The sequence below is a fragment of the Oenococcus oeni DSM 20252 = AWRIB129 genome (assembly GCF_000372485.1).
Taxonomy (GTDB): domain Bacteria; phylum Bacillota; class Bacilli; order Lactobacillales; family Lactobacillaceae; genus Oenococcus; species Oenococcus oeni.
The window spans coordinates 202,114-228,436 of the sequence record NZ_AQVA01000001.1 but is presented as its reverse complement, the minus strand read 5'-3'; the positions used below and the strand labels follow the sequence as shown (position 1 = coordinate 228,436).

At 39.4% G+C, this 26,323-nt stretch carries 26 protein-coding genes and 2 pseudogenes; 6 read left to right on the top strand and 22 right to left on the bottom strand.

Annotated elements, in window-relative coordinates; all coding sequences use genetic code 11:
• Positions 1 to 5 precede the first annotated feature (5 nt).
• Positions 6 to 305 (bottom strand): PTS sugar transporter subunit IIB, encoded by a 300-nt coding sequence (locus A3G9_RS0101150; RefSeq protein ID WP_011677723.1) that lies wholly within the window; start codon positions 303 to 305, stop codon positions 6 to 8.
• Positions 302 to 784 (bottom strand): PTS sugar transporter subunit IIA, encoded by a 483-nt coding sequence (locus A3G9_RS0101145; protein WP_002820858.1) that lies wholly within the window; start codon positions 782 to 784, stop codon positions 302 to 304. The genes A3G9_RS0101150 and A3G9_RS0101145 overlap by 4 nt, the downstream gene beginning before the upstream one ends.
• A 108-nt stretch (positions 785 to 892) precedes the next feature.
• Between A3G9_RS0101145 and A3G9_RS0101140 the strand changes: the two genes are divergently transcribed.
• Entirely contained in the window at positions 893 to 2,653 is a 1,761-nt protein-coding gene (locus A3G9_RS0101140) for a BglG family transcription antiterminator (RefSeq protein ID WP_002821709.1), read from the top strand.
• On the opposite strand, the pseudogene A3G9_RS1000000110735 reads toward A3G9_RS0101140, so the two are convergent.
• The 6 genes and pseudogenes from A3G9_RS1000000110735 to gnd form a co-directional block, all read right to left on the bottom strand.
• A pseudogene (locus A3G9_RS1000000110735) lies at positions 2,631 to 2,711 on the bottom strand (prealbumin-like fold domain-containing protein); the annotation flags it as partial. The gene A3G9_RS0101140 and the pseudogene A3G9_RS1000000110735 sit on opposite strands and share 23 nt — an antisense overlap.
• 238 nt (positions 2,712 to 2,949) lie before the next feature.
• The gene (locus A3G9_RS0101135) at positions 2,950 to 4,416 is read right to left on the bottom strand and encodes an amidase (protein ID WP_002821708.1); all 1,467 of its coding nucleotides are present in this window, start codon (positions 4,414 to 4,416) and stop codon (positions 2,950 to 2,952) included.
• A gap of 93 nt (positions 4,417 to 4,509) precedes the next feature.
• Positions 4,510 to 5,403: a serine hydrolase gene (locus A3G9_RS0101130; protein ID WP_002821707.1), complete on the bottom strand. Its 894-nt coding sequence runs from the start codon at positions 5,401 to 5,403 to the stop codon at positions 4,510 to 4,512.
• Positions 5,404 to 5,462: 59 nt separating this feature from the next.
• The gene (locus A3G9_RS0101125; RefSeq protein ID WP_002817595.1) at positions 5,463 to 6,344 is read right to left on the bottom strand and encodes a DegV family protein; all 882 of its coding nucleotides are present in this window, start codon (positions 6,342 to 6,344) and stop codon (positions 5,463 to 5,465) included.
• 1 nt (position 6,345) lies between these two features.
• Complete coding sequence (locus tag A3G9_RS0101120; protein WP_002821706.1) at positions 6,346 to 7,233, bottom strand: DegV family protein; 888 nt, start codon at positions 7,231 to 7,233, stop codon at positions 6,346 to 6,348.
• 176 nt (positions 7,234 to 7,409) lie between these two features.
• Positions 7,410 to 8,315, bottom strand: a complete 906-nt coding sequence (gnd, locus tag A3G9_RS0101115) for a phosphogluconate dehydrogenase (NAD(+)-dependent, decarboxylating) (RefSeq protein WP_002821705.1) — start codon at positions 8,313 to 8,315, stop codon at positions 7,410 to 7,412.
• 91 nt (positions 8,316 to 8,406) lie between these two features.
• Between gnd and A3G9_RS0101110 the strand changes: the two genes are divergently transcribed.
• Positions 8,407 to 9,255, top strand: coding sequence for a MurR/RpiR family transcriptional regulator (locus A3G9_RS0101110; protein ID WP_002817598.1), 849 nt, complete (start codon positions 8,407 to 8,409; stop codon positions 9,253 to 9,255).
• Positions 9,256 to 9,337: 82 nt separating this feature from the next.
• On the opposite strand, the gene A3G9_RS0101105 is transcribed toward A3G9_RS0101110, so the two are convergent.
• The 4 genes from A3G9_RS0101105 to A3G9_RS0101085 form a co-directional block, all read right to left on the bottom strand.
• Entirely contained in the window at positions 9,338 to 10,561 is a 1,224-nt protein-coding gene (locus A3G9_RS0101105; RefSeq protein ID WP_002821704.1) for a DUF2075 domain-containing protein, read from the bottom strand.
• Positions 10,562 to 10,692: 131 nt separating this feature from the next.
• A complete protein-coding gene (locus A3G9_RS0101100; protein WP_002819335.1) occupies positions 10,693 to 11,058 on the bottom strand; it encodes a hypothetical protein in 366 nt (121 codons plus the stop codon).
• Between the two features lie 55 nt (positions 11,059 to 11,113).
• Positions 11,114 to 12,037: an alpha/beta hydrolase gene (locus A3G9_RS0101095; protein WP_002819336.1), complete on the bottom strand. Its 924-nt coding sequence runs from the start codon at positions 12,035 to 12,037 to the stop codon at positions 11,114 to 11,116.
• A 104-nt stretch (positions 12,038 to 12,141) separates the two neighbouring features.
• On the bottom strand, positions 12,142 to 12,813 hold the full coding sequence (locus tag A3G9_RS0101085; RefSeq protein WP_472472794.1) for a DUF6198 family protein: 672 nt from the start codon (positions 12,811 to 12,813) through the stop codon (positions 12,142 to 12,144).
• A gap of 229 nt (positions 12,814 to 13,042) precedes the next feature.
• On the opposite strand from A3G9_RS0101085, the gene A3G9_RS0101080 reads away from it, so the two are divergent.
• Both A3G9_RS0101080 and A3G9_RS0101075 read left to right on the top strand, forming a co-directional pair.
• A complete protein-coding gene (locus A3G9_RS0101080; RefSeq protein ID WP_002821703.1) occupies positions 13,043 to 13,471 on the top strand; it encodes a helix-turn-helix domain-containing protein in 429 nt (142 codons plus the stop codon).
• Positions 13,461 to 14,258 carry a hypothetical protein gene (locus A3G9_RS0101075; protein WP_002821702.1) on the top strand — a complete coding sequence of 266 codons (798 nt, stop codon included), beginning with the start codon at positions 13,461 to 13,463 and terminating at the stop codon, positions 14,256 to 14,258. Before A3G9_RS0101080 ends, A3G9_RS0101075 begins: the two co-directional genes overlap by 11 nt.
• Here A3G9_RS0101075 and A3G9_RS0101070 read toward each other — a convergent pair.
• From A3G9_RS0101070 to A3G9_RS0101055, 4 genes and pseudogenes are all read right to left on the bottom strand, one after another.
• Complete coding sequence (locus A3G9_RS0101070; RefSeq protein WP_002819344.1) at positions 14,245 to 15,111, bottom strand: fructosamine kinase family protein; 867 nt, start codon at positions 15,109 to 15,111, stop codon at positions 14,245 to 14,247. The two genes, A3G9_RS0101075 and A3G9_RS0101070, sit on opposite strands and share 14 nt — an antisense overlap.
• Positions 15,112 to 15,376: 265 nt before the next feature.
• Positions 15,377 to 16,622: pseudogene (locus tag A3G9_RS01000000109365) on the bottom strand (ABC transporter permease).
• Positions 16,615 to 17,544: an ABC transporter ATP-binding protein gene (locus A3G9_RS0101060; protein WP_002819346.1), complete on the bottom strand. Its 930-nt coding sequence runs from the start codon at positions 17,542 to 17,544 to the stop codon at positions 16,615 to 16,617. The pseudogene A3G9_RS01000000109365 and the gene A3G9_RS0101060 overlap by 8 nt, the downstream one beginning before the upstream one ends.
• Positions 17,545 to 17,654: 110 nt before the next feature.
• Positions 17,655 to 18,089 (bottom strand): hypothetical protein, encoded by a 435-nt coding sequence (locus tag A3G9_RS0101055; protein ID WP_002821700.1) that lies wholly within the window; start codon positions 18,087 to 18,089, stop codon positions 17,655 to 17,657.
• 128 nt (positions 18,090 to 18,217) lie between these two features.
• Here A3G9_RS0101055 and A3G9_RS0101050 point away from each other — a divergent pair, with 128 nt between their 5' ends.
• A complete protein-coding gene (locus A3G9_RS0101050) occupies positions 18,218 to 19,612 on the top strand; it encodes an MFS transporter (RefSeq protein WP_002819348.1) in 1,395 nt (464 codons plus the stop codon).
• Positions 19,613 to 19,657: 45 nt separating this feature from the next.
• Positions 19,658 to 20,335 carry a YczE/YyaS/YitT family protein gene (locus A3G9_RS0101045; protein ID WP_002821699.1) on the top strand — a complete coding sequence of 226 codons (678 nt, stop codon included), beginning with the start codon at positions 19,658 to 19,660 and terminating at the stop codon, positions 20,333 to 20,335.
• A 13-nt stretch (positions 20,336 to 20,348) separates the two neighbouring features.
• On the opposite strand, the gene msrA is transcribed toward A3G9_RS0101045, so the two are convergent.
• The 6 genes from msrA to purR form a co-directional block, all read right to left on the bottom strand.
• Positions 20,349 to 20,891 (bottom strand): peptide-methionine (S)-S-oxide reductase MsrA, encoded by a 543-nt coding sequence (gene msrA, locus A3G9_RS0101040; RefSeq protein WP_002821698.1) that lies wholly within the window; start codon positions 20,889 to 20,891, stop codon positions 20,349 to 20,351.
• Positions 20,892 to 20,902: 11 nt separating this feature from the next.
• Positions 20,903 to 21,739: an energy-coupling factor transporter transmembrane component T family protein gene (locus A3G9_RS0101035; RefSeq protein ID WP_002817612.1), complete on the bottom strand. Its 837-nt coding sequence runs from the start codon at positions 21,737 to 21,739 to the stop codon at positions 20,903 to 20,905.
• Entirely contained in the window at positions 21,736 to 23,424 is a 1,689-nt protein-coding gene (locus A3G9_RS0101030) for an ABC transporter ATP-binding protein (protein WP_002821697.1), read from the bottom strand. The genes A3G9_RS0101035 and A3G9_RS0101030 overlap by 4 nt, the downstream gene beginning before the upstream one ends.
• 5 nt (positions 23,425 to 23,429) lie before the next feature.
• Positions 23,430 to 23,996, bottom strand: a complete 567-nt coding sequence (locus tag A3G9_RS0101025; RefSeq protein ID WP_002819353.1) for an ECF-type riboflavin transporter substrate-binding protein — start codon at positions 23,994 to 23,996, stop codon at positions 23,430 to 23,432.
• Between the two features lie 99 nt (positions 23,997 to 24,095).
• Positions 24,096 to 25,376 (bottom strand): bifunctional UDP-N-acetylglucosamine diphosphorylase/glucosamine-1-phosphate N-acetyltransferase GlmU, encoded by a 1,281-nt coding sequence (locus tag A3G9_RS0101020; protein ID WP_002819356.1) that lies wholly within the window; start codon positions 25,374 to 25,376, stop codon positions 24,096 to 24,098.
• Positions 25,363 to 26,217, bottom strand: a complete 855-nt coding sequence (gene purR, locus A3G9_RS0101015) for a pur operon repressor (RefSeq protein ID WP_002819357.1) — start codon at positions 26,215 to 26,217, stop codon at positions 25,363 to 25,365. The genes A3G9_RS0101020 and purR overlap by 14 nt, the downstream gene beginning before the upstream one ends.
• Positions 26,218 to 26,323: the final 106 nt, after the last annotated feature.

The window sequence follows — 26,323 nt, the reverse complement described above, 5'->3', positions numbered from 1 at the left end:
TGTTTTTATTTATGATTAATTTTGTTTTTATCAAGGATTTCATTAACTTTTTGTTTGGTTTCGTCTGCATCGATAATGGATTTAAGCAGAACTACTTTCTCCTTTGGCAAATTTCCCAAAGCCGTTTCAAGTGTACTTTCGATAAAAAAGTAATCCGCCGAATCAGGTGTTGCTGAACCGACATCCATATGGGAAAGCTCGAAATTGCCTGTATCGGCCCCCTCATCATTAAGTACATTTTGAATATTCATCTGTACCATAAAACTAGTACCCATACCTGATTGACATACAGCGGCAAGTCTCATTTTTTATCCTCTTTTCTTTTGACAGCGAAATTTAAATCGACATTCTTTATTACATTGAGAAGATCACAAACACTATTGGCGGATAGTAGCTTTTCAACATTATTTGGATCAGTCAATAACTTAGTAAGTTCCTTGATTGATTCCAAATGACTGTTAGAATCAACTGCAGCCAAGACAAACCAGATGTTTATCATGTGGTCTTTAGAAGTCAAGGCAATTGAATCTTTAGTCTTTAATAGCGCCATACCAACACGATTAACAAAACCATTCGGTTGAGCATGGGCTAATGCAATTCCCGGTCCGATATTTATGTAGGGACCCTCTTTTTCAACAACATCAATCATTGAACTTACGTAGCCATTTAGAATCGTTCCATCCTCTAAAAGCGGTTTTGACGCTTCTTTAATAGATGTTTTCCAATCTAATTTTTTTCCATCAGCGATTCTAACTGTTTTCTCATTCAATAAATTAGAAAGCATATATTCACCTCTCTTCCCAAGAAATAAGACTATATCTTGCTGTAAGCGCTAACAAGTGCAAAAATAGCAATATAGGCAGTGCAAAAAGTGCACCAAAGGAATTAAGCGATGTACACTTCGAAAAATAAACGTGTTAACCAGATGTTGAACTTGTTTCTTAGTTCAAAAGATCTAATCACAATCCCGGAACTTGAAAAACAGTTATCGATATCCCGTCGATCTGTTTATTATTCAATCGAAAAAATGAACCAATTTCTGGATGAAAAAGGTTTCGACAAAGTAATTAACGTTAAAAATTTGGGATTTTATTTAAACCAAGAAACAATATCCGCGCTAGAAAAATCAAAAAGATTTAATAACGAAAAAAATGAAGAATTTTTTAATTTCTCGGGAAAACAAAGAATTGAAACTATTATTTGGTTATTAATCAACAGGGAAAAAGTGTCGTTGACACTAATCGAAACAAAATTCGATGTAAGCAGAAATACAGCCGATAAAGATTTTAAGAAAATCAGTTGTATTCTAAAGGATTATCAGCTTTCTTTATCGAAAAACAGCGGCGGCCATACGATCAATGGTCCTGAAATTCAAAAAAGAAATTGGATATACGAACAGTTCTCAAAAGGAAATCCAATTTTATTTTCTTTACTTGCAAAGCGAGTCGAATCAGTTCAAAACATCAACCCTCTTTTAAAAGAGTTTGAAAGAATGACCGGGAATTTTTTTACTGATGATGCTTTTATTTGTTTGAGTGCCTATTTGGATTGGTATATCGACAGAATTCAAAATCCGGTGAATAGATTGGAAAATACAAATGTTATTCCGAGCAATCTAATTGCTTTGGAATGGGCACAAAAATTTTTATTTAAAAATCATGTCGTCAATTTGGGCGAAGCAAGTTACTTGATCAATACAATTCATTCAAGCCAATTCGATAAAGCAAATAAAGAGTATGGCGGAATTCAAGAGATATTGCCAATCGCAAAGAAAATAATTTTCCGTTTTAATCGAATAGCCGGTGTTAACTTAAGGCTGGATTCTCTGCAGGTTAATCTTTCGACTCATTTATTAGCCACCTATTATCGAATAAAATACGGTATATCCTACAAGCACCCAGATTTGGATTTAATCAAGCAAAAATATGAACAGCTATTTTCTTTTACAAGGTTTTCCGTACGACCATTTGAAGAGTTCGTCAAAAAAGATATTCCGGATGATGAACTTGCTTTAATCGCACTTTACTTTGGAGGTGAAATTAAAGCAATCGAAGCCGAGAATTTAAAAAAACAAAAAAACGATGTCATGATTGTCTGTTCGAGTGGAATTGGAACATCACGAATATTAAAGCAGCAATTAGAGGACAGATTTCCCGAAGTTGCTTTCTCAAAACCCTACAACACATTAAGCTATGAGAATTCATCTCTGGAAGATATTAAACTAATTGTTTCAACAATAAAAATTAAAAATCGTAAAGGAATTAATGTTTTAAAAGTTTCAGCAATCCCAGGTAAGCAGGATTGGAAAAATATTGAATCGGCTTTAAAAAAAGAAGGCCTGGTTGAAACAAAAAATCCCAAGATGAATATCGAGGGACTTTTAGACATTATTTCCGAATATGCAAGGATTGAAAATGTTAACGAACTAAAAAAAGCTTTGAAACAATACATTGAAAATTCTTCAACGAACTTTCTGAACAATAAAAGCAAAATTACAAACAATTCGCATACTAAGCTTGAAGAGATTTTTACTAAATCAAATATATCTTTTGTAGATCACGCAAATAATTTTAGAGAAGCGCTGTCTTTAGCTTATCTCTATTGGCCTTATAAAGATCAAAGACCGCGCCGGCTAACTTTTTGCCGGCGTTGACATCTGTTTTCGTCAGAATTACCGAACCGGTTTTTTCCGAATTTCCAGCCTTAACCAAGGCTGGAGTCTGTTGATTGAAGATGACTGTGAAGTGTATTTCTTAAAGGCTAATTACGTGAAGCCATAGCGCGATATAGCATTTTAGAGAACGCTTGCAATGTAAAAAATAGTAGTTTTATATAATTTTTTAATAAAATTTATTTTTTAAATAAATATTTCGATATTGTAAATAAAAAAAGCCAATTGATGTAACATCAATTGGCTCAAAAAATTGTTCAAAAAATATATCAATTACCTCAAAATACTGTTTTATGCAAAAACTGGAACAAATTATGTTTTTCAAACAGGCGGGCAATTCTTAAAAGATCAATCTCGCGACCTTTTGCTGCTTGAAATTGAATACCAAGCGGTAGGCCGGCCGCGGTCAAATGAGTCGGCAAAGAAATGGCTGGTTCGCCAGTCAGATTCGCTTGTTGAGTGAAAGGGGTCAAAGCAAGACTCGGCAAAAAAGCATCATAGATCAATTGTTGACGCTCAAACGACGAATTCAGCGAAGTGACCTCTTTCATCCGACCGAGTAATTCCGGGCTGACCAACTCATCCGTCAATTTGGGCGCCGGATAAGCGGTTGTCGGTGTTAAATAAAGATTATAGTTTCCGTGAAACTGATTCATTTGATAACTGGCTATATCCCATTTACTAAGGGCTTGGCTGTATTCTCCAGCGGTGACGAGTTTGCCGGCTTGATAAATAACCCAAGACATCAATTCCATATCCTGCATATTTGTAGGTCGCCCAATCCCCTCTTCGATGTCGGCAAACATCGCAGCCGTTTCCCCGGCGTTCATTAGATAGTAAAGCTGCATAATTTCTTTGCCGTCCAAAGGATTTTCCTGTTCTTCAACCTGAAAACCTTCCGAGCGAAGAAAATCGACGGCGTTTTCGACTGCTGTTTTTGCTTCATCGCTAACTACTGTTCCGACTGGAGATTTAGTCGTATAAGCAATTGTCAGATTTCTATCAAGTTGATCGATCCCGGCAAAAAATCCTGCTTCATAAAGTGGCGTAGTAAAAGCTGCTGCTGGTTGAACCGTTTGGATGGCGTCAAGCAGCCGAGCATTGTCCCGAACCGAACGCGTCAAGGCAAAACTAATCGAGGCCCCCTGCCAGGTTCGCCAGTCAGTCGGGCCAACCGGAATCCGTCCGCGGGTCGGCTTCAAACCAATCAAAGAAGAAAAAGAGGCCGGAATCCGAATCGAACCACCGCCATCACTTCCGCTGGCAATGCTGACAAAATCAGCCGCCATACTGCTGGCCGCTCCTCCCGAAGAACCACCAGAATAATAATCAAGATTCCATGGATTGCGTGTTGGCCCATAAAGAGTCGGGTCAGTGATATTTTTGAAACCGAATTCCGGGGCATTGGTTTGCCCAATGACAATGAAACCGGCTTTTTGTAGAGCTTGAACATAAAAATCAGTCTGGTCGGCAACAAGTTTCTTTAACAAACGCGAACTGGCAGTCGCCGGTTCACCAGCTAATTTTTGGCCAAGACCTTTCAATAAAATTGGAACTCCAAAAAAAGGCTGACCATGGTCGCTTATTCCTTTGGCTTCTTCTAACGCTCTGTCGGCTCGTAAATAAGTAACCGCATTGAGCTGGGAATTACCTTTTTCGATTTTGTTTAAGGACTGTTCGACCAAATCACTACTGCTGGTAATACCTTCTCTCACCAATTCAGCTTGTCTGCTTGCATCTTCCATGTTTGCTCCCCGAATTTCTAAAAAATATCTCTTATTTAATTCTAAATTTAAAAATGAATATTTTAAATAAAAAAAAACAACTAAGCCGAAAGCTTAATTGTTTTTGCTTTTTGGAATAATATAACCGGCAATCTTGCTGACGAGGTTCTCACCACTATCCTGATCAGTGTTGTTCCTTGTCAAAATCGCAACCAGATAGCGTTCGTGATCCGAATAGCCAATCGTGTTAACATGCCAAGTACCATTATCAGCGTTCAACCAACCGTTTTTAAAAGCTGGGTCTTTCATCACACCGATTCCAAAACGCTGACTCGAAGTAATATTGGACATCAGATTTAAGATATAATTCTTGTCGCTACTCGGCATCGTCAAAATATATTTCAGTAATTTTATTTGATCAGCAGCTGTCGATGTCGACAAACCAAAACCTTCGGTATTAGCAACCGTCGAGGTCATCCCCAAGTTCTTCCACAGCGACTCAAGCGCCGGATAACCACCAATATCGTCAAACAAATCAATCGCTGATTGGTTGTCGGATATTTCAACCATTTCCGTTGCTATGTCATTCAAGTCGCCCGTTAAAGGGCCATCGTCTTTGACAATCTGTGTCAGGATTGAAGCCTTCACAGAACTGGCCAGCCAGAAATCCTTATTGCTATTTGAATAAGTTAGTTTGGCTCCGGTTTTTGTATCCAAAACATAAATATTGGCCTTGGAATTACCGATAATTGCATTAATTTTTTTCGTAAATTCAGCCTGAGAAATCATCGGGCTGGCATTGCTTTGCGTTGTCGTATTCGTACTGCTATTCGTACTGCTGGAAGTTTTTTGATTAAATATTTTACTCCAACCTTCTTTGAAATCTGTTTGAATACTTTTGAAAGAGGTTTTTTTCGAATTCGTTGCGGTGGTTTTACCACTGGTATGGTCACTCCAAACGAAAAATACTAGGCAGACCGCTGCAAGAGAAAAAAATATTAAAAACAACCTCTTACTTCTCATTAGTATATATAGTAACAATTCAAAATTAAAATAATATTAATATTTTAATGATGGCGAGCGATATCTTTCCAATCATCCATATAAACGAAGCCAACCGCTTTCTCACCAGTGTGAACGCCGATTAATGGCCCAATTGGAATAAAATCGGTAATGACATCGGGATATTTTTCATGGAAATCAGCCTGCCAATTTTCCGTTAAAGCTCGATTATTCGCATCGGCGAACAGGACTCTGATTGGCCGATCAAAGTCGGGAGCATCAATAGCATACTGTTTTAAAAGCCAGTTCCAGGCACGTTTCATTTGTCGTTCTTTACCAATCGCGACAATTTTCGATGCCTTATTAAAAACCAGAATCGGTTTAATATTTAAGAGGCCGGCAACCAAAGCCGCTCCTCCGGCCAAACGGCCGGTGCGTTTCAAATGACTAATATCGTCAACGACAATAAAGACTCTTGTCGAATCACGAAGCAAAGCCACTTTTTTCATAATCTCCTCACGCGTAATCCCTTGAGCCGAAAGCTCAGCTGCCAGTAAAGCCTGGACTCCGGAAACCATTAAAGTAAATTTGGAATCCCAAACCTGAACATCAAGTTCCTGATAGTCGTTGGCCAAATTAACCGCCATGTTGTAAAACCCGGAAATACCGCTGGCCATCGTCATCAAAATCGCCTGTCTATATCCATCGGCCCTAACTTGCTCAAAAGCCTTTAAAACATCAGCCGGACTAGCCATTGAAGTCGAAGGCATTTTTTTTGCAGAATTCATATCCTTGAAAAACTTGGCTGCCGAACTCCAATCGGAATCATACTTGATCCGCCCGTTAAAAATAATTGGAGTCGGAATGACATAGATATTGTATTTTTGCTGTTCTTCTTTGGGAATATAAAAAGAACTGTCGACGATCACTGCAACATTTTTTACCATTTCAATCCTCCAATCTTTTATAGTCCTCTGCCCAGATCAAACCAACTGCTTTCCCACCAATATGAACACCGACCAAAGGACCTATAATACCACGTTCAAAAATAATTTCCGGCCAACGCTTTTCGGCCCTTTTAAGCCAAGCATCGGCCAATTCAGGATTATCCGCATCGAGAATCGAAACACGCATCGGCCAGCCGGCTCGTTGGTAGTTATCCGCGATTTTGGCAAAGTGTTTTTCAATATAGCGCCAAGCGCCGGACATTTTGCGTGTTTTGGCAACTGCATCGATTTTCCCTTGTTTATTGGTATTGATATTCAGAATCGGTTTAATATTCAAGAGGCCGGCAACCAATGCCTGGCCACCTGACAAACGTCCGGTTCGTTGTAAATGGCTAATCGAATCAACCACAAAGAAAACACCGGTCCGACTGCGAAGAATCTGTAATTTACTCAAAATCTCGTCAATGCCAATCCCTTTTTCGGCCAAATCGGCGGCCAAAAGGGCTTGGTTCCCAGCACCAAGGCAGGCAATTCTCGAATCCCAAACATGAATATCGATATCGGAATGACTTGAAGCAATCGCGCTTGTATTAAGGAAGGTCCCGGAAAAGCCGGAAGACAAAGTAATGACAAGTGCTTGTTTGTAGCCATCGTCCTTGGCTGCTTGGAAGGCTGCTTCAAAATCGCCGGGAGCTGGTTGGCTTGTTGTTGGTTGGATGGGAGTAGTTGCCATCTGCTGATAAAAATCCGCGTTGACCGGCCAATTAAACTCATGATAAATAGTTTCTCCAAAAATGATTGGATTGTCAATAACATAAATATTATGTTTTTTTAATTGGTCCTTAGGAATGTAACTCGAACTATCAACGATAATGGCAATTTTGCTCATCTAAAACAACTCCGTCCTGACAATCACCGCACCCGCGCGGTACTGGGTTGATTTAAAACCAGTCAATCCATATTTTATCTTACTATAGAGAAGTTTTAGCCAATGATAGACAAACATAGGAAAATAAAAAGACAGTCCACAAAGATCAATTGTTGAACTGCCCAGTTGTATTTAATTTAATTGTCGCATTTGTCGACGGCATGGCCACCAAATTCATGGCGGAGTGCTGCAACAACCTTACCGGTAAAAGTGTCATCCTGCATCGAACGATAACGCATCATTAGTGAAAGAGCAATGACCGGTGTTGGAATCCGCATGTTCATCGCCTCTTCGAGTGTCCACTTACCTTCTCCGGAAGAATGCATTCTTCCGGCTATCTGATCAAGTTTTGGATCTTTGGAAAAGGCATCCTCCGCTAATTCCATCAGCCAACCACGGATAACAGAGCCATGATTCCACAATTTTGCAACAGCTTCATAATCATAGGCGAATTGTGAACCTTCCAAAACTTCAAAACCTTCGGCAATCGCTTGCATTTCGCCATATTCAATACCGTTATGAACCATTTTAAGATAGTGACCCGAACCAAGTTTGCCGGTATAAAGATATCCATCCTTTACCGAAATAGCTTTAAATAATGGCTCGATTGTTTTCCAGGCCTCAGGGTCATCCCCTCCAACCATGAAGTTTCCGCCTTCCAAAGCTCCTTCCATTCCGCCAGAAGTACCAGCATCGAAGAACTTGATACCGGCAGCCGTCGTCCGCTTATTTTGTTCGAGATTATCCTTATAATTCGAATTTCCACCATCAATCAAAATATCACCGGCATCGAGTTTTTCAATCAAATCATCGATTGTTGAATTGGTTGGTTTTCCAGCAGGTACCATTACCCAAACAATTCTTGGCGAATCGAGTTTGTCAACCAAATCCTGAGTATCAACAGCAGTTTGCGCACCATAAGAAGCTGCCTTATCAATGGAATCACTATTTAAATCAAATCCCACCACTTCAATTTTGTTGTCGATCATATTTTTTACTAAATTAAGGCCCATTTTACCGAGGCCGATCATTCCAACTTTCATCTCTGCTCCTTCTTAACGTTATTATTTTATGTAATTTTTTTACTCATATCAAGTTTTTACGTGTAAAATATTTACATAGAGGTAAATCCTAGTGCAAAACGTAACAGAGACAATCAGATCATATTATGAAAAATTACATCCCGGAGAAAAAAGAATCGCTGATTATATTCTTTCCCATCAAGATTCAGTAATGGATGCAACGATTCAAAGCCTGTCGGATAAAATCGGTATTTCAACAGCTTCGATTTCCCGTTTTACCCGGCACCTCGGTTATCCAAATTTTCGTGATTTTCTGATCGCTTTATCGGCTAGTAAAAAAAACAGCAGTTCGGATTTCTTCACGGAAATCAAACAAAGCGACCAAAGTGAGCAAATCGTTAAAAAACTTTTTTCAGCCGGCATTGCTGCCTTAACCGCAACAGCTGCCAACCTTAATATGAAAGATTTGGATCGGGTCGTTGACTGGCTGGTATCGTCAAACAAGATCGGCTTTTTCGGGATTGGTGGTTCGTCAATCGTGGCCTTCAATGCTTACCATAAATTCTTGCGAACTAATTTAAATATTGTCAGCCACCCGGATTACGACATCCAAATTATGCAGGCGGCTCATCTAACAAGTGAAGATCTAGGAATCGTTATCAGTCATTCCGGTCGAAATCAAGATACCCTTTTGGTTGAAAACAAACTACGAGAAAATGGATCAAAAATTGTGGCGATCACGGCTTTTCCGGAATCACCAATTGCGAAAAATGCCGATATTGTTTTGAATTCTTATTCCGAAGAAGTTAATTTTCGTCAAGAATCAATGAGTTCCTTAGTTGCACAAATTACAATTATTGATACTCTATTTACTTTAGTTGGGCATCGTCTGAACGAACAAACTGACCAGGTTATCAATTCAATGCGGCGGGTAATCGAACAAACTCGTGTGAGAAAATAATTTTCAACAAAAGAATAATAAGAACACGCAAAAGAAATTATTCGAAAAATAAAAAAACCTAAGAAGGTCTTTTTTACATAAATTAATCATTAACAATTGTGACTTGTGCCAAGCGACGACGCAGCTTTTCATCACAGGTGTATATATACAAGCCCTTACGGCCGCGTTTTAATAAAACATTCAAAGCATTCAACATAATTCGTTGTTGATCATCGGTAGAAATATCGCGGTCTTTTGGGGTGCGAAAAGCAGCGTGGTCTTCATAGCCGCTAGGATCGACAGTCAACTCTTTTTTTCTTTTGTCATAAGAGATTGAAGGGCCAATAATCAAGCCGACATAATTCAAATCAAAGCCCTGGATTGTATAAATTGAGCCAACTTCGTTAATTGTTTCATCGCGTAAAGCCCACGGTTCGTTGCCAACGTCCAATTGATCCCAAGGAAGACGAAAATCTCCTGCTTGAACGTACCAAACTCCCTTGCCGACTGTGTAAGGAAAATCGGTTGTTGCCAACATTCGAGAAAGACCAAATTGTTGATTATGCAATTTAATTTGTTGAAACATCAATCGGGGATTTTCAAAAAACTTCAAATCAAAATGTCTGCTTTCAACCGAGGGAACAATTTTGCGTTTTCGCGTCAATTGGTTAATCCAGTTTGCCAGGCTATTCCCAGCATCCTCAATTCGATATTGCTGCTGTAAATGAAAAATTTCGTGCGGATAAGCAGCTATTAAATCAGCTAATTTCCCTCTGCTCCAAAGACTCTTGAATTTAAGAACCTGATAAGGATCGAAGACAAGTACAAGAATACGACTGCGTTTAATGATTTCCAATAATTGATTGTTCTGATGAAATTTATTGTAATTATCACTTTGGGTCAACAACAAGTGAGCTTCATCAATCAAAACGATATCGCCATTCCGTTGAAGTTTGTCCGATTGGTTGATATAAGAGGTCGGTTTCATGAAACTATTTTTCTTTAAATGAGGATTTTCTCCGGCCAACTTACGATAAATTTTTAGCATCTCAGCATGATTAACCAGCAAAAAATTCTTTGTCCGATATAGAGGAGACTGACGATCCTCTTCAGCTATTTGCTGGATTTTTGTGAAAGCTTGCTGAAGAATCAAACTTTTTCCAGTTCCGGCATCTCCCTCGATTACCAAAATGCTCGTCTTGTCTGACGAAATATTTTCCTGACTGAAAGTAATGATTTTTTCAATCAGTCTTTTTTGTTCTAAAGAAAGTTTTTCGTCTTTATCAAGCAAAAAAGTTCCTTTGCTTGAAATTAAATTTTGTTCCAATGCAGATCCTTTCGTCTTTTAAATAATCTTTTATATGGTAAATATTTAAAAATAAAAGTGCAAGTTTTATCCAAATATACAAAAAAACACCCGCAAAAAAACAGGTGTTTTTAAAATCTCCAAATCATTAATTAATAGCTGCTTGTACCAGAAGATGAGCTTCCACTAATAAATAGAGAAACCAATGAGAAGATTACCTGATACATAATGAAGTAACCACTCAAAATCCACATACCGATGTAAAGCCAAGCATATGCCTTGTATTGACCCTTAATCTTGGTAACAGTCTTCACAGCAGCCTTGGCAGCTGTTTTGGCCGTCGTTTTAGTAGCTGGTTTCTTGTCTTTAACATCGCTTGTTGTGTTAAGCAGACCGCCGAGACCGTGATTCTTGATGAAAAAGCCTCCCCAGATCAACATGACACTCAAAGCAAGGAATAAGATTTGTTGAAGAATTACGTAAACGTAATCCAAAATTTCTAACCATAAAGTAGACATTTATTATTTTCCTTTCGAACAACTTCTTTATTCTAACAAACAAATGAAAAAAATATTACTTAAAATATAGATTAAGAAACTTCTTAATCTGAGCCGTATAAGCACTTGGATGGTCGCCGAAGCCTTGTACATGACCAGAATTTGGAGCTATCCAAAGCTGTTTTTCCGGATCTTTATCGGCATTATAAAGCTGATAAACCATTTTTGTCGGTACATAACTATCGGCCCCGCCATGCATAAAGAGCATCGGTCGGGTGTTTTTCTCAACCTGTTTTATAGAGCTGGCCTCGGTATATGAATAACCAGCAAATAATTTTGAAATTAAGCTAACGGTTGATACAAAGGGTTTTTGCGGCAAATTATACATTGCTTTGGCCTCATAGGTAATCTCTGCCTCGACGCTGGTGTAACCAGAATCTTCGATCAAAGCTTTGACGTTCGAAGGCAAAGAATCTCCCGACATCATCGCGACGGTCGCTCCACCCATTGAAATACCAAAAGGAACGATCTCGACATTTTTATTCTTCGAGATCAGATAACGGATCCAAGCTTCAACATCGCCTTTATCCAACCAACCAAAACCGACATAATGGCCCTGAGACTTCCCATGACCACGATTGTCGACTGTTAGCGTATTGTAGCCTAAATTGGCGAACATATCGGTATAAGCTTTCATGCCGGTTTTGTTACGACGAAAACCGTGAATGATAATAACCGTCTTATTGGTGGCCTTTCCAGCCGGCAAATAATAAGCGTCCAATTTCAAACCGTCATTTTTAATTGTCACTCTTTCGCCGGAAGCCTGATAGCGTTTTTGAAAATCCTTCACATAAGGCTTGAGGCTAGCCGGAACACCGGTGTAAGTATAATTTTTATCGTTTTCGGAATTCCGAAGCTCGGCAACACTAAAGAAATAAGCGCAGGCTGCCAAATAAACAACAAGGATAAAAACAACAATTCTAATTAACCAACGCAACATCTTTTTTAATATACCCTTTCTTCGAATTTTTTGCTCCTGAAAATTTGTCAAAAATGTAAAACAAAAAATAAGTCAAAAGGATAAGTTCGGAATAATCCAAAAAGTTATGTTCTAAATTTATTTATTGCTTGGGGACCGACTTTTTGACGAAAATTATGTTCCAAATGCGGCCAAAGAAATTCGTCGGCCGTTCGAATAATGAAGCCGTTGAATAAAATCGAATATAGAGTCGCGATGCCAACTGAATAAAGATGCCGAGTAAAAATAAAGGAAACGATCATGACTAATATAGGCGGAACAAAATCAATCAATTGAGACCTGGTCGCGCTCCCTTTTAAATATAGAAAACGAAGAATATTAGTCGTGTCGTCATTAGGATGCATAACAATATTTGCACGTTGATATAAAGAAATACCCATACAAAAAAAGGTAATTCCCAAACAGGAGATGGCGGCTCTTAAAATGATTGGCAAACGGCCGATACCAAGAAGATCAAAAATTTGAACGAAGAAATCAATAAAATAACTGAAGAAACATATGAAAATCATTTCATTCAAAAAACGTTTCCAATCAAAACGACGAATCAAAACTTGATTGGTCAAGGCATTTAAAAACCCATTAATAAATAAAAAGATTCCAATACTAAGTCCGGTCCATTTACTTAGATTAACGGCAGAAGCCGTCCAAACTCCGCTCCCCATGTTTCCGGAAACCGAGAGTGCATTCCCCAAAGCATTCAAGAATAATCCCGATATTAAACCGAACCAACGTTCGATCGATGTATTTTTAATTTACAAAGCCTCCGCGGAACTGTAACAGTTTTACTTATACATATGTAGAATAGCACTGGGTAATCCCGAAAATTGGCAAAAGCAATTGAAAATAGGAAGAAAGATTTTAGAAAACTGTTTTAAAAAACTTACTATTAGATTAAAAATCATTTTAAGCAAAAGACGAACAGAGGTGCGCGTTTAATAAAATCCTCGTTCCTGATAAGATAGAGGCATGTTTCCAGAGAGATTGAGGGCATTACGGCGAGGCAAGGGAATTACTTTAAAACAACTTGCCAAAGCTTTGAACAAAAACATATCAAGAGGCGAAGCCAAGAATACCGAATCCCAGATCGGTAATTGGGAACGCGGCGAACGAAACCCAAATTATTTAGAGGTCAAGAAATTGGCCGATTATTTTGATGTTTCAATGGATTATTTAGTCGGACGTTACAATAATGATCAAGTCGATTTGGCCAAGGCAATGATTACTTCGTCAAAATTGACTTATAACGATACTCCTTTGGATAACAATGACAAATATGAAATACTTCAATTAATTTCCGGTTATCTGCATGCGAGAGGACGTCGATCGACTGGTGATGTGATTAATATCGATCATCAAGAATCACTCGATCTTTTTAATAATCAAAATGACTTTTAATCTCGAAACCTACATTCCCCGCTTAAAAGCCTGCCGGGATTATTTTGCAAAACTTTATTCAGTCAGCGATCTAATTGATGCGCTGCTTTTTTCTGATCTGGCAATCAGCAAAAAACGATTGCCAAATAAGCTGCCAAAACTGGAGCTTTCCGATTCAATGATTATTGAAATTCAAGATTTTTTGTCCAAAGAAATCAGACCGGGAATGTCTGAATTGGAAATTCAGCAAAAAGTCCGTCCGGCCGAAGAACTGGATGGACTTTTACACGATTACCGCGATTACCTGATTGAAAAATATGGAATGTTTGCCTATATCTCAAAAGAATGGGTTCGTGATTTATTAAAATTTTTGAATGGGCGGCCAACGCTTGAAATCATGGCTGGAAACGGCTTTTTAACGGCTGGGATTCGAGAACTAAAAAAAGGCTACCCGATCAAGGCGACTGATAACTTCGATTGGCAGGTCATGAACCATCCGCTATCGCCGGTCACAAAGGTTGTTAAGATGGAAGCCAGCGCCGCGATTGAATATTATTTAAAAGATATTGAGGTTGTGTTGCTGGCCTGGTCGCCACAGCATTCTAACTGTGACTGGCTGATATTAAATTATTTGCGCGTCAATAAGTTTTTCGAGCATGGTGGCCAGTTGATTGTGATTGGCGAAAAAAACGGTGCTACCAACTCAAAAAAATTTTGGAAACAGGCTGAATTATCAGCAGCAAAAAATTTAAATAAGAATTGGTCGCGTTTTGATCTAATAGAAGATCAAGTCTTTATTGTTGAATGATTTGTGCAAGCTTCCCACGATAAGCCTGAATATAAGAACCGGCAAACAAATGAGCATGAACCATCAAATAATAAAGCTGATAAAACATTAAACGTCTTTCGGCACCGGATTGAAAGGGCTTGGTACTCTGATAACCAACATAAAAATCTTGATTGAAACCACCAAAAACAGTCGTAATTCCAATATCAAACTCCGGGTCGCCATAATAAACATCCGGATCGATAAATATCGGTTGGCCACTGTCTGCGTCAAACATAAAATTCCCTGACCAAAAATCACCGTGAAGCAGACTCGGTCGACTGTCATGTTTTTCCATTAACGATTGAAAAATTTCAATCGCTTTTTTATAATTTTGGTCATCGTTCCACTTACCTTCATTGATCAACAGTTCACGTAAAACATTCAAACGCTGTTTAACAAAAAATTCGTACCAGCTGGATTGCCAGGTATTTATTTTGCTGGTCTTTCCAGCTTTAAAATCCTTATCAAAACCGAACTGCCCGTTAGGACTTGTAATCGAATGAATTTTCGCTAAATCCTGACCAAGCGAATATTGATTGCCATAATTCGTCGCATTTAAATACTCTAATAAAAGCCATTGGTCCTGGCCAACGTGGCCTAATGCAATAACTTTGGGAACTCGAGCCGCCTGACCAAGCAGTTTCAAGCCATCAGCTTCGTGTTGAAAGAAAGCCAGGACAGAATTAGGCTGAACTTTTAAAAAGTATCTCCCGCCTTGAGCATCGGTTAGCGAATAGGCTTTATTGATATCACCGCCATGAACCTCATGAAAATCCGTGACTTCGGCATTCGTTGGAACTTCTTTTAAAAAAGCCTTCGTTAAATTGAACATACTTTCATCTTAATCGTTTTTGAAAACAAAAAAAGAACGGCCATGAGGTCGCTCTTAGTTTGGCTTTGCAACTTTTACGTTAGTTGGCTAACGGCAACTGTTACCAATTGCGTCCACGTACCAATAGTCTGGCAGTCCGGGAAGTTCCACAACGACCCAAACGACAGCGGAAAATGCGTTCCCTGAGATTAAACTCAGCTGTCCGTGTTTAAAAACGCGCCGTAGCTGACGTTTCCTCGACTCATCGCATCAGCTACTAAGTATATCACGAATTTTTACTTTGAAAATATTTTAGAAGCTTTTTTAAAGGTTTCCCATCGCCATAGTCCAAAGAATTTCTTGCATAGATACCCGAAGCAAATTTAACCAATAGAAGAATTATCAAGATTTGCAATGCAAGAGCAATCAAAGCATCAAAGGTTGTTGCCGAAGAAACTGCCATCCGAATCGGCATTATTGATTGACTGATTAGAGGGATAAAAGACAATACTTTGAAAACCGGTGCATTGGCCGAAGAAGCAACAGCAAAGCTGAGAAAATACGGAACCATTGCAATCCACATGACTACCGAAGTTGATTTGGCAACATCTTCTTGCCGACTGACCATCGAAGCAAAAACCGCTGCCAAAATAATATAAATAATGATTGCTCCTAAAGTTATCAAGGCAGTTAATACAATGAAGGAAGTTCCCAATTGGGACCAATCAACCAAATTCAAATATTTTGAATAATTAAATGGTTTCGCCAAAGCAAAAGCTATCAGAGCAATGAAAATATAGGCAATCAATTGAAAAATAAAAAGTCCAACAATCGCGATAATCTTACCGGTAAAATGCTGACGGGCTGGCACAGCGGGAAGAATACTTTCAAGAATTCGCGAACCTTTTTCGGTACCGATTTCACTGCCTGTCATTTGAATATAAATAGCCAGGAACATAAAAATTATAATTGTTGCTCCCTGAGCGAAAAGATAACGAACGCTGCGACCACCATTGTTGCTGTTTTGACTGACTTTTTTATTCTCGACCGAAACATACTTTGTTTTGACACTGGCTGGCGCAGTGATACTTTTAACCTGTTTTGCCGAGAGACCCAATTTCGCGACGGCAGACTCTGTCTTCAGGCTACTAATAATTTGAGAAATTGAACTGCTGTCGAAATTAGCTGAAGACTTCGAATTAGCGACAATTTCCGTTTTTGTATAACCGGCATTGGTCTTAACATATGCATCAATTTTTTCGTTACTTAATGCATTTTTAGCTGCTTTTAAGCTGCTCTCGGACTTAACGCTGGCTTTGGATTTCAAAGCCGTCTTAAGAAGGGAAACCTGTTGAGGCTGACCAACGATTCCAATTGTCGGCTGATTCCCGGAAACAGCTTTATTAATAAGAAAACTGGCACCGATACCAATTAAAACAAAAAACAAAGGGAGCTAAAAGCATCCAATAATAAGATGGACTTTTTAAATTTTTTAAGAAAACATGTTTGGCGACAATCCAAGTCTTATTCATGGGTTAATCCCTCGCTTTCCGCCTCTTTGATTGCATCGGAACCGATCTTCATTCTAAAAATCTGGTCAAGGGTCGGTGGTTGTTGATCGAAGGCCGTAATATAACCGTTTTTGGTGGCCAATTTAAAAATCTGTTCGCCAACCTTAGGATCACTCAAAGAAATTTGAAGACCACCAGCAAACTTTTCGACTTTTTCCACACCTTCAATTGCCGATAATTCAGCGGCAGTCAAAGGCGATTCCAAATAAACTCTAGTTCGACCAAAGGATTGACGGACTTGGTTCGTTTGACCATTTAAGACAACGTGGCCACGATTAAGCATGACTATTTTGTCGGCAATCGACGAAACATTATTCATGTCATGAGAAGAATAAATAATTGCTGCTCCCTTTTCTTTTTGCTCAACAATAATATCCAAAAGAATTTGTGCATTAACTGGATCCAAGCCACTGAAAGGTTCGTCTAAAATAATCAGTTTCGGCTCATGAATCAAAGCAGTGATCAATTGAACTTTTTGCTGATTTCCCTTTGACAACTTCTTAACTTTATCGTTAAGACTTCCCTTAACGTCGAAACGATCCATCCAGTCTTGAAGTTTCGGCTTAATTTCGGCCTTTGAACGACCATGCAATTCGGCAAAATACATTATCTGATTGCCAACCTTAACATCCGGATAAAGCCCGCGCTCCTCCGGCAAAAAGCCAATCATATTCATTGTTTGATTATCGATCGGCTTTTGGTTCCAGGTAATTTGTCCGGAATCGGTCTCGATAAAATTTAAAATCAACTTAAAAGTCGTCGATTTGCCGGCACCATTCTGGCCAATTAACCCCAAAATTTGGCCTTCATCCAATTGCCAGGATTCGTCGACAAGTGCGCGAAGATTATCGAAACTTTTGCTGACATGCTCGAGTTTTAACATATACTTCTCCCTTTTCTCCCCTGCTTCTTTAGTAACTATTAAAGTTAATACAAGAAGTTTTAAAACACTTAATCAATTTTCGCATACTCACCAAGCAATTATAAAAACCTTCACTTTTTCGTGGAGGTTTTTGCATCTTTTTCAATTGTTTTATCGTCTTCTTCTGGAGCTTTCCAATTTTTTTCAATCTCATAAAAGTTTTGAATTTGTGAATCCAAATCCTTTAAATCCGGAAGCTGGACAATTTTCAGTTTGGATCGGCTGATTTTATTTGATTCAAAGATCAAATAAGAGAAAACTTCAATCTGCTGATCGACATGAATTAACTTTTTATATTCATTGATATAACGAAGGGGCAAAGGATAAGGGGCCAATTCCAAAGAAATGGTCTGGCCATCATTTTCAATCCCGCCATTAATCTTAACTTCGCTGCGATTAATCTTGCCTAAATCAAAATTTCCTTCCAAAGTATCAGCTACTGCTTGAGAATACTTTTCGGCAGGAAAACTTGCCAGCGGAAAATTTTGATCGACAATTTGATCCAATATTGTTTGTCCTAAAATTTCAGTCATCCAACTTATACTAACAAAATGTTAGAATGTTGGTTGTGCAAAATTCAAACTTTACAAGTTCAAACAAATTAGATAGAGATCACATATGGATATTAGTCGCTTTGGGCATGCTGACTTTTATGAGCGTCCTTGACGGTTCGATCGTCAATATCGCTCTGCCCTCAATTTCAAAAGACTTAAAAATACCTTTAAACCAGGCAACTTGGACTGTCATCGTGTACTTGATTGTTATTTCTGGATTATTGCTTTTGTTCGGTCGTATGGGCGATGTCTACGGGAAAATTAAAATCTTCAAAATCGGAACAATCATTTTTACAATTGGTTCCTTTTTAGCCGGGATTTCCAAATTTGGTCTAATTTTCCTCTTGGCATCCCGAGCAATTCAGGCCGTCGGCGCCTCGATGGCGATGTCAACAAGCTTTGGCATCACCACTTCAAATTTCGCGCCGAACATTCGTGCAAGGGCGATGTCTGTAATCGGAATGTTCGTCTCTCTCGGAGCGATTGCCGGACCAGCCCTCGGCGGAGCTATTCTAAATTTTCTCAGCTGGTCATATATTTTTTGGGTTAACGTACCAGTTGGGATTTTGGCAATTTTTATTGGCTTTAAATATTTTCCGAAAGATACAATTTCCCAACCTGATGGAAAAATAGACTACATCGGCTCAGCTTTGTTTTTCGGTTTCATCGCCTGCTTTTTCCTGGCGATCAATGCAGCCGAATCAGTTGGTTTTGGAGACTTCTGGGTAATAGCCGGTTTGATCATTTCCATCATTCTCCTAGTTGCCTTCCTAAAAGTCGAACCAGCCTTTAAAGAACCGATGATCAAACTAGAAATTTTTAAAAATCAATTATATTCGATTTCGTTGATAACCGCCTTTCTGGTTTTTGCAATTAATTCCTATACAAACATTTTGATGCCCTTTTATCTGCAGGATTTGCGCAAATTAACCCCCGGTCAGGCCGGTCTGATTCTGATGGCCTTTCCAATTACCAACTTCATTTTTTCGCCAATTTCAGGTTGGGCTGGAGACAAATTCGATAAAGAAATGATTACTTTAATCGGTTTAGCCGGTTTAACGCTCAGCCAAATCGGTTACCTTTCGATCGGTGGTAAATCGCCTTATATACTGCTGATAATTACCCTGATTGCCAATGGGTTGGCATCAGCTGTTTTCCAATCGCCAAACAATGCTTTGACAATGAGCACTGTGCCAAAGCCATTATTGGGAATCGCCGGCTCGGTCATGGCTTTGGCGAGAAATGTCGGCTTCATTGTTGGAAATACTTTCGCAACAACCATGCTTTTTCTCAGTATGAGTCGCTTAGCCGGCCGGCAGGTTGTCAATTATCTGCCAAGCCATCCGGAATACTTTATTAAGTCGATGCATTTCTGCTTTATTTTCGCCGGTATTCTCAGTTTGATCGGACTGATGCTGACTTTGTATCGAATGCTCAGACGTCAGGTTTTGAGCAAATATATCGCCAAGAATTAATTTCTTGGCTTTTTTTGAATAAATGATTAGTGCTTTAATAGAAATATGTATTATTTGAACGGGGAATATTTTGAGCTGACTTTAAAACAGAAAATCACCTACTTCTTTATTTCCCTGGCAATTATTTCTTTTGGAAACGGATTATCGATTGCTGCCCAATTGGGAGCCGCTCCCTGGTCGGCATCGGCTGTTAATCTGGCCAATGTAACCCATCTGCCGACAATGCTTTTTTTAGCGATTGAAGCAATTTTAGCGGCTGTTATAAATCTGTTTATGGTCGAAAAAATCAATTGGCGGCGAGCAATCGGAAATGTAATTTTTGGTCTGTTGTTCAGTCTTTTCGTCGCTGAATTTGCCAATTTGTTCCATCCCCTGCTTGCACCACTTAGTTTGATTCCCAAACTGATAGTTGATTTATTTGGAATCTGGTGTATCGGGATCGGAGTATCGGTCATTCAAAGGGCTAATTTCGTACTACACCCGCTCGATAATTTGACGAACGTCGCTCGTTTTAAGTTTTTTCGCGGTTCGGCACCACTTGGGCAACTTTCCAATTTCATCTTTGCCGTTACTATTTCTTTAATTTGCTGGGCACTTTCCGGAAAATTACTGAGTTATGGAATTGGAACAATATATTGTTTCTTTTTGCAGGGAAACAATATCGCTTGGGGGGATAAACATCTTTTTAAGCATCTATTGCATATCGACCCAACAAAAATATAAAAAAGCTGATGAATTAATCATCAGCTTTTTGTTTGTTCCAATGTTCCTTGATAAAATCCTCGCGCGGAGCATCTTGAACTTTCATTCGTGCTTGGTTGTATTTATAAAAGTCCTGGTGATAATCTTCTGCTTCCCAGAAAGTCTGAGCCTTTTCAATCTTGGTAACAATTGGGTCTTCTCCGAAAACCCCCGAATCAAGTAACTTTTGTTTTGACGAAAGGGCTGTCTGGTACTGGCTATCAGAGTTAACGAAAATAACCGGCCGGTAATTATCGCCATGATCCTGGAATTGACCGCCGGCATCAGTCGGATCGGTCACCTGCCAATAAAGGTCAACTAGTTCGGCATAAGATATTTTTTTTGGATCAAACCAAATTTTCACTGCTTCGGTATGCCCGGTTTGATGTGATGAAACCTGCTCATAGGTTGGATGATCGACATGGCCGCCCGTATATCCGGAACGGACCTTAATAATTCCGGGAAGCGAGTCAAAAGGTTCGACCATACACCAGAAACAACCGCCTGCAAAGATTGCTGTCTGTATTTCATTTGCCATAATAAACTCCTTTAATGGATGAACGGATTCCAAAAACGTCCACCATTAACCACCAATAGAATAACCCCGCCAATCATAATTAGCAAGACTATAAACAAGACCAGCCAATCGACAGCTTTGAGTTGTTCTGCAAAATACCAGCTGCGTTTTTTCTTGGCCCCAAATCTCCTTAATTCCATGGCCTGGCTAACCGATTCGATTCGATCAATCGAACTGAGCAGTAAGGGCACAAGAATCGCAGCAGCACCCCTTAAACGTTTAAAAAAGCCTGCTTTTTTAGAAATCTCGTTGCCGCGTGCTTGTTGAGAAAGACTGATTTGCTGATACTCTTTTGTGACATCAGGAATGTATCTAAGAGCCAAAGAAACTGCGTAACTGATCTTATAAGAAATTCCGATCCGATTCAAACCGGAAGCAAATTCCGAGGGATTTGTCGTCAACAAAAATATCAAGGCCAAAGGAACCGCAACAAAATATTCGAGCGAAATATTAACCAGATATAATAATTCCTGTTTCGTCAAAGCATAAGGACCGCTACCAAAAATAATATCCTTGGAGTGATAAAGCTGAGCACCATAACCAGGTGCCAAAACATAAATCATCAACAGATTGATAATCATAAAAAAGACGACCAATTTAATCAAAAAAGAAACTTCGGAAAATTTAACTCTACTGATTTTTAAAACAATTAAAGAAAGAATTACGAGGAAAATTAAAAAACGGGTATCTAAGACAATCATCGAAATACCGGATAAAAATATAAAAGCTAATAGTTTGGTTGCTCCACTGGCCCGGTCCAACCAGGTGCCACGATCCCGATAAGCGAGATTAAAAGAATTGTTATTCATAAATCGGCCTCGCTTTCAACAAGTCTTTCCGATAATTTAATCGGATCGACTTGACTGAATCGGGCCAGATTATAAAGGCTGGTCGGAGCCAAAGAGGCTTCTTTTAAAAGCTCCAAGTTGCTCAAAAGCACGGCTGGACGATCATCAGCAAGAATCTTGCCGTCAACCAAAGCCAAGGCTCGATCAGCGTATTCCAACATTAAATGCATATCGTGAGTGATGACAATAATCGAAGTATGATGCTCACGATTAAGAGAAGCAACAAAATTCATGATCGAACGATAATTCAGATAATCTTGTCCAGCGGTAGGTTCATCCAATAAAAGAATTTGCGGTTCCAAAACCAAAACAGAAGCAATCGTCACTCTCTTCTTTTGGCCGAAGCTTAAAGCCGAGACCGGCCAATGACGCATCGAATCAAGACCAGAGATTTTCAATACTCGTCGAACTCTTGTTTTGATCTCTTCAGGATTAACTTCGCGTAATTTCAGTCCGTAGGCGACTTCGTCAAAGACAATATTTTGGCTGATCATTTGATTTGGATTTTGCAAAACGTAACCAATTTTATCAGCCCGCTCTTTGACAGACAGAGAGTCCAAGCTTTGACCATCGAAAAAAATCTGGCCGGAATCCTGTTTTAAAAAACCGGTTACTAAATTTGAAAAAGTTGATTTTCCGGAACCGTTCTTACCAACAATCGCCGTAATCTGACCAGCATAAAAATCCAAATTGAAATCTTTAAAAACGCTTTGTTTCGGATAGGAAAAAAACAAGTTTTTAATTGATAAAATCAGTTGACCAGGATTTGGTTTTTTAACAGAAATTTGAGTATTAAGCCAATTCGAGATTTTTTTGCTAACCAATTCTTGATTCAAAGAAGAAAGATCTGTCAAATGTTTCTCCAAACTCAGATCGAAACCGGCTTTCTTTAAAGCGGTCAGATAAAGCGGTTCACGAAGTCCGACTTGAGAAACAACCCCGCTTTGCAGGACCCGATCAGGCGTATCGTTGGCAATGATTTTTCCTCGACTGACAATCACCAGTTTATCGGCCTGAATTTTAAGTGCTTCTTCCAAACGGTGTTCAATGATAATAACCGTTAAATTCAACTTTTTCTGTAGTTGGGAGATTAATTGAATTGCCGCTCTCCCAGCAGCCGGATCGAGATTGGCCAATGGTTCGTCAAACAAAAGAATCTTGCTGTCCGAACTTAAAACACCGGCCATACTGACTCGCTGCTTTTGTCCACCGGAAAGTTCTTGGGGATGATGATTCTTAACCGATTGAAGATTCAGTTCCGTTAACCAATGATTTGTTTTTTTTAATAGTGTTTGATGATCGATATTTTCATTTTCAAGCAGAAAAGAAACATCTTCAGCAACTGTCATGCCGACAAATTGAGCATCGGTATCTTGCAGGACAGTCGCGACGGCAAAAGATAAATTGAAAATATCCAATTTAGAAACATCCTGATCATTAACCAAGATCTGACCATCGAGATTCCCGGGAAAACTTTGTGGAATCAAACCGTTAATTAAATGGCCAATCGTGGTCTTACCGGAGCCGGATGGCCCGGCAATAATAATTTTCTCCCCATAATCAAAAGCAAAGCTGACATCATGCAATGTGGCTTGGCTTTGAACGCGATATTTGAAATTAACGTTTTTAAATGTAACAGCTGGCATAGAAATCAGTCTTCAGACTTTAACGATCCCGACCTGGTTCTGGTCTTACTGTAAGCAACTAATAAAATTGTTCCAACGATCGCAATTGCAACGATATTTCCGATTCCAGCCCAAATACCCTGTAAAAATACTTTAGCAGCGGGCTGTTTGTAAACAACAATGTCTCCGAGCGGAGCAATCAAAAACCAGGCAATTGCGTTGGAAACAACCTGCCAAATATTGAAAAAAATAATTTTTTTCTTCGTTAAATGCTCGCTTTGCAGTTTTAGGCGAGATTTTGTTAAACCCAATAACAAGCCAAGAACTCCATCAGCAAAAACCCAAGTCCACCAAACGCCCCAACCAGAGGCTGTGTCATTCAAAGCATGGCCGATAAAACCAACCAAAAAACCAACAATCGGACCAAAGATAGCTCCAATTAAACTAAGCCAGGGTTCGCCCAAATTGATCGTCGTATTCGAGACAGGAGTCGGTATTGCCAAAAAACGCATGAGAACAAAAAAGACCGCTGTACCGATTCCAATAGCAACAACATCTCTGACACTAATAAAACTCTTTTTATTTCCCCACATAATCTCTTCCTCTCATTTTTCAAATCTTTGTTTTTCTAATTTTAAAACTTTGAACAAAAATAATATCCGTTTTAATTGCCTAAAGAAACATATTAGCAATCAAGGCTGGCCATCCCTTTGATCGTGTTTAGCATCATATTCGGTCGCAAAATCCTCGTGAGGCATTCGCTGCCAAAAATCACTTTTATTCGTTTGCCGTTGTCGAGCAATGCCCATGGCGTGCCGATCAACATTATCGGTAATTGTTGATCCGGCAGCTGTAATCGCTTCAGAAGCAATTTCAACCGGAGCGACCAGCTTGCTGTTGCTGCCAATGAAGGCCCGGTCGCCAACTTTGGTCATATGTTTATTTTTGCCATCGTAATTAACAAAAATTGTTCCTGCACCTATATTGACCGCTTGGCCAACCTCGGCATCGCCAACATAAGTTAAATGGCCAATATGAGTATGATCACCAATCTTGGCATTTTTTGTTTCGACAAAATTTCCAATATGAACATCAATACCGGTCACAGTTTTTTCACGTAAGTGAGCATATGGACCAATCTCATTTTCAGCTCCGATCACCGAATCATGTTCGATGACTGTACCCGGCTTAATGATGGTTCCGGTTCCAACCAGAACATTGGCATCAATATAGGTTGTCAATGGATCGATCATTGTAACGCCGTTGGCCATTATTTGATCGTTAATTCGTTTACGGGCAATTTTGCTAACAGCTGCCAATTGTTGTTGAGTGTTGACACCAAGAATATCCTGCCAATCCGCAACTTGAACAATTTTGGCACCGGGCAAAGCATCAGTCAAATAATACTCACTTTGAGAATTATCGGTCGTCACATTGTTGATAGCACGTTTAATATAGTCGGCACGAAAAAGATAAACACCGGCATTAACCAAATGCAATTTCTCCTGGTCGGCAGTTGCATCCCTTTCTTCGACAATTTGTTCAACAACATTACGTTCGCCAACCGGTATAACGCGGCCATAACCAAAAGGCTTTTTAAGATCGGCTGTCAGCAAAGCTGCATCGAAGCCTTCTCCTTTTTCAACCAGATCAACCAAGGCGTTCTCGGTCATTAAAGGCATATCAGCATTAATAACAATCAGTTTTTCAGCATCGATTTTTGGAAAAGCGCACCGCAAAGCATCCGCAGAACCCAACTGCTCTTTTTGAACGACCGTTTCATCGACATAAGAAGAAAAATCTTCGTCAGCTCCCTGAACGGCAATTATATTTTTCGGATTAAATTTCCTGACTGCCCGGCAAATCCATTCAAGCATCGGCAGGCCGGCAACTTTATGAAGCGGTTTGGAAAGATCGTCCTTCATACGGCTGCCCTTGCCGGCCGCTAAAATAACAACATCAACTTCTGACAATCTTATTTTCCCTTCCCCGAAAAATGTTCTGTTTGTAATTTCCAAACTGAACTTTGATTACTTCTCCGGAATCAAGATTGGTATCAACATGCAGTAATGAAGTAAAATCGTCGACTTGGCGTTCCTGAGCCCGGCCCTCGGCAAAAATCGCAACACCTTTGACATCGAAATCAAATTCTTTTGCGAGTGTTTTCATACCATTAATCGTGCCGCCAGCCTTCATAAAATCGTCGACAATTAAAATATTCAAACCGGTTGGCAGACTCCGCCGCGATAATTCCATCTTTTCAACATGCTTGGAAGAACCAGTTAAATAATTGACCGAAACAGTTGGGCCCTCGGTAACTTTGTTTTCCCCGGAACGAACAATCACAAAGGGTACATTTAATTGTTCTGCAACGGCTGCAGCCATTGGAACACCCTTGGTTGCGGCAGTCATAACCGCTTGGATATCAGTATTTAAGTACTCTGTTGCAACTAAACGGCCGACTTGGCGCAAAACCGATGGTTTGCCCAAAAGATCGGAAAGATAGACATAACCGCCTGGCAAAACCCGCGTCTCGTCATTAACCTGTTTGAGCATATCATTGACGAACTCGTCAGCTTCTCTTTCTAAAATATAAGGATAGAATTTGGCCCCGCCGGCAGCTCCGGGAATTGTCTCCAAGAGTCCAACGCCACGCTCTTTTAAGGTCTTTTTTAGAATTGTTAAATCTTCGGAAATTGATGACTTAGCCGAAGAATAGCGGTTAGCAAAAAAAGTCAACGGTACAAGTGTCCGCGGCCTTTCCACAAGATAGTGGGTCATATCTACTAAACGTTCAGCTCGAGGTGTTTTCATAAATGTCCTTTCGCTAATATTCTACTAAAAAAAAGGATTAATACCAGCAAATTCCGAACATTCGTCAATTATTCAAAATACTTTCGATGCAGTTTCATATAATTCG

Coding starts and splice junctions, on each gene's coding strand:
- A3G9_RS0101150 (WP_011677723.1), bottom strand. CDS start 305: ATGAGACTTGCCGCTGTATGTCAATCAGGTATGGGTACTAGTTTTATG.
- A3G9_RS0101145 (WP_002820858.1), bottom strand. CDS start 784: ATGCTTTCTAATTTATTGAATGAGAAAACAGTTAGAATCGCTGATGGA.
- A3G9_RS0101140 (WP_002821709.1), top strand. CDS start 893: ATGTACACTTCGAAAAATAAACGTGTTAACCAGATGTTGAACTTGTTT.
- A3G9_RS0101135 (WP_002821708.1), bottom strand. CDS start 4,416: ATGGAAGATGCAAGCAGACAAGCTGAATTGGTGAGAGAAGGTATTACC.
- A3G9_RS0101125 (WP_002817595.1), bottom strand. CDS start 6,344: ATGGTAAAAAATGTTGCAGTGATCGTCGACAGTTCTTTTTATATTCCC.
- A3G9_RS0101120 (WP_002821706.1), bottom strand. CDS start 7,233: ATGAGCAAAATTGCCATTATCGTTGATAGTTCGAGTTACATTCCTAAG.
- gnd (WP_002821705.1), bottom strand. CDS start 8,315: ATGAAAGTTGGAATGATCGGCCTCGGTAAAATGGGCCTTAATTTAGTA.
- A3G9_RS0101100 (WP_002819335.1), bottom strand. CDS start 11,058: ATGTCTACTTTATGGTTAGAAATTTTGGATTACGTTTACGTAATTCTT.
- A3G9_RS0101095 (WP_002819336.1), bottom strand. CDS start 12,037: ATGTTGCGTTGGTTAATTAGAATTGTTGTTTTTATCCTTGTTGTTTAT.
- A3G9_RS0101080 (WP_002821703.1), top strand. CDS start 13,043: ATGTTTCCAGAGAGATTGAGGGCATTACGGCGAGGCAAGGGAATTACT.
- A3G9_RS0101075 (WP_002821702.1), top strand. CDS start 13,461: ATGACTTTTAATCTCGAAACCTACATTCCCCGCTTAAAAGCCTGCCGG.
- A3G9_RS0101070 (WP_002819344.1), bottom strand. CDS start 15,111: ATGTTCAATTTAACGAAGGCTTTTTTAAAAGAAGTTCCAACGAATGCC.
- A3G9_RS0101060 (WP_002819346.1), bottom strand. CDS start 17,544: ATGTTAAAACTCGAGCATGTCAGCAAAAGTTTCGATAATCTTCGCGCA.
- A3G9_RS0101045 (WP_002821699.1), top strand. CDS start 19,658: ATGTATTATTTGAACGGGGAATATTTTGAGCTGACTTTAAAACAGAAA.
- msrA (WP_002821698.1), bottom strand. CDS start 20,891: ATGGCAAATGAAATACAGACAGCAATCTTTGCAGGCGGTTGTTTCTGG.
- A3G9_RS0101035 (WP_002817612.1), bottom strand. CDS start 21,739: ATGAATAACAATTCTTTTAATCTCGCTTATCGGGATCGTGGCACCTGG.
- A3G9_RS0101030 (WP_002821697.1), bottom strand. CDS start 23,424: ATGCCAGCTGTTACATTTAAAAACGTTAATTTCAAATATCGCGTTCAA.
- A3G9_RS0101025 (WP_002819353.1), bottom strand. CDS start 23,996: ATGTGGGGAAATAAAAAGAGTTTTATTAGTGTCAGAGATGTTGTTGCT.
- purR (WP_002819357.1), bottom strand. CDS start 26,217: ATGAAAACACCTCGAGCTGAACGTTTAGTAGATATGACCCACTATCTT.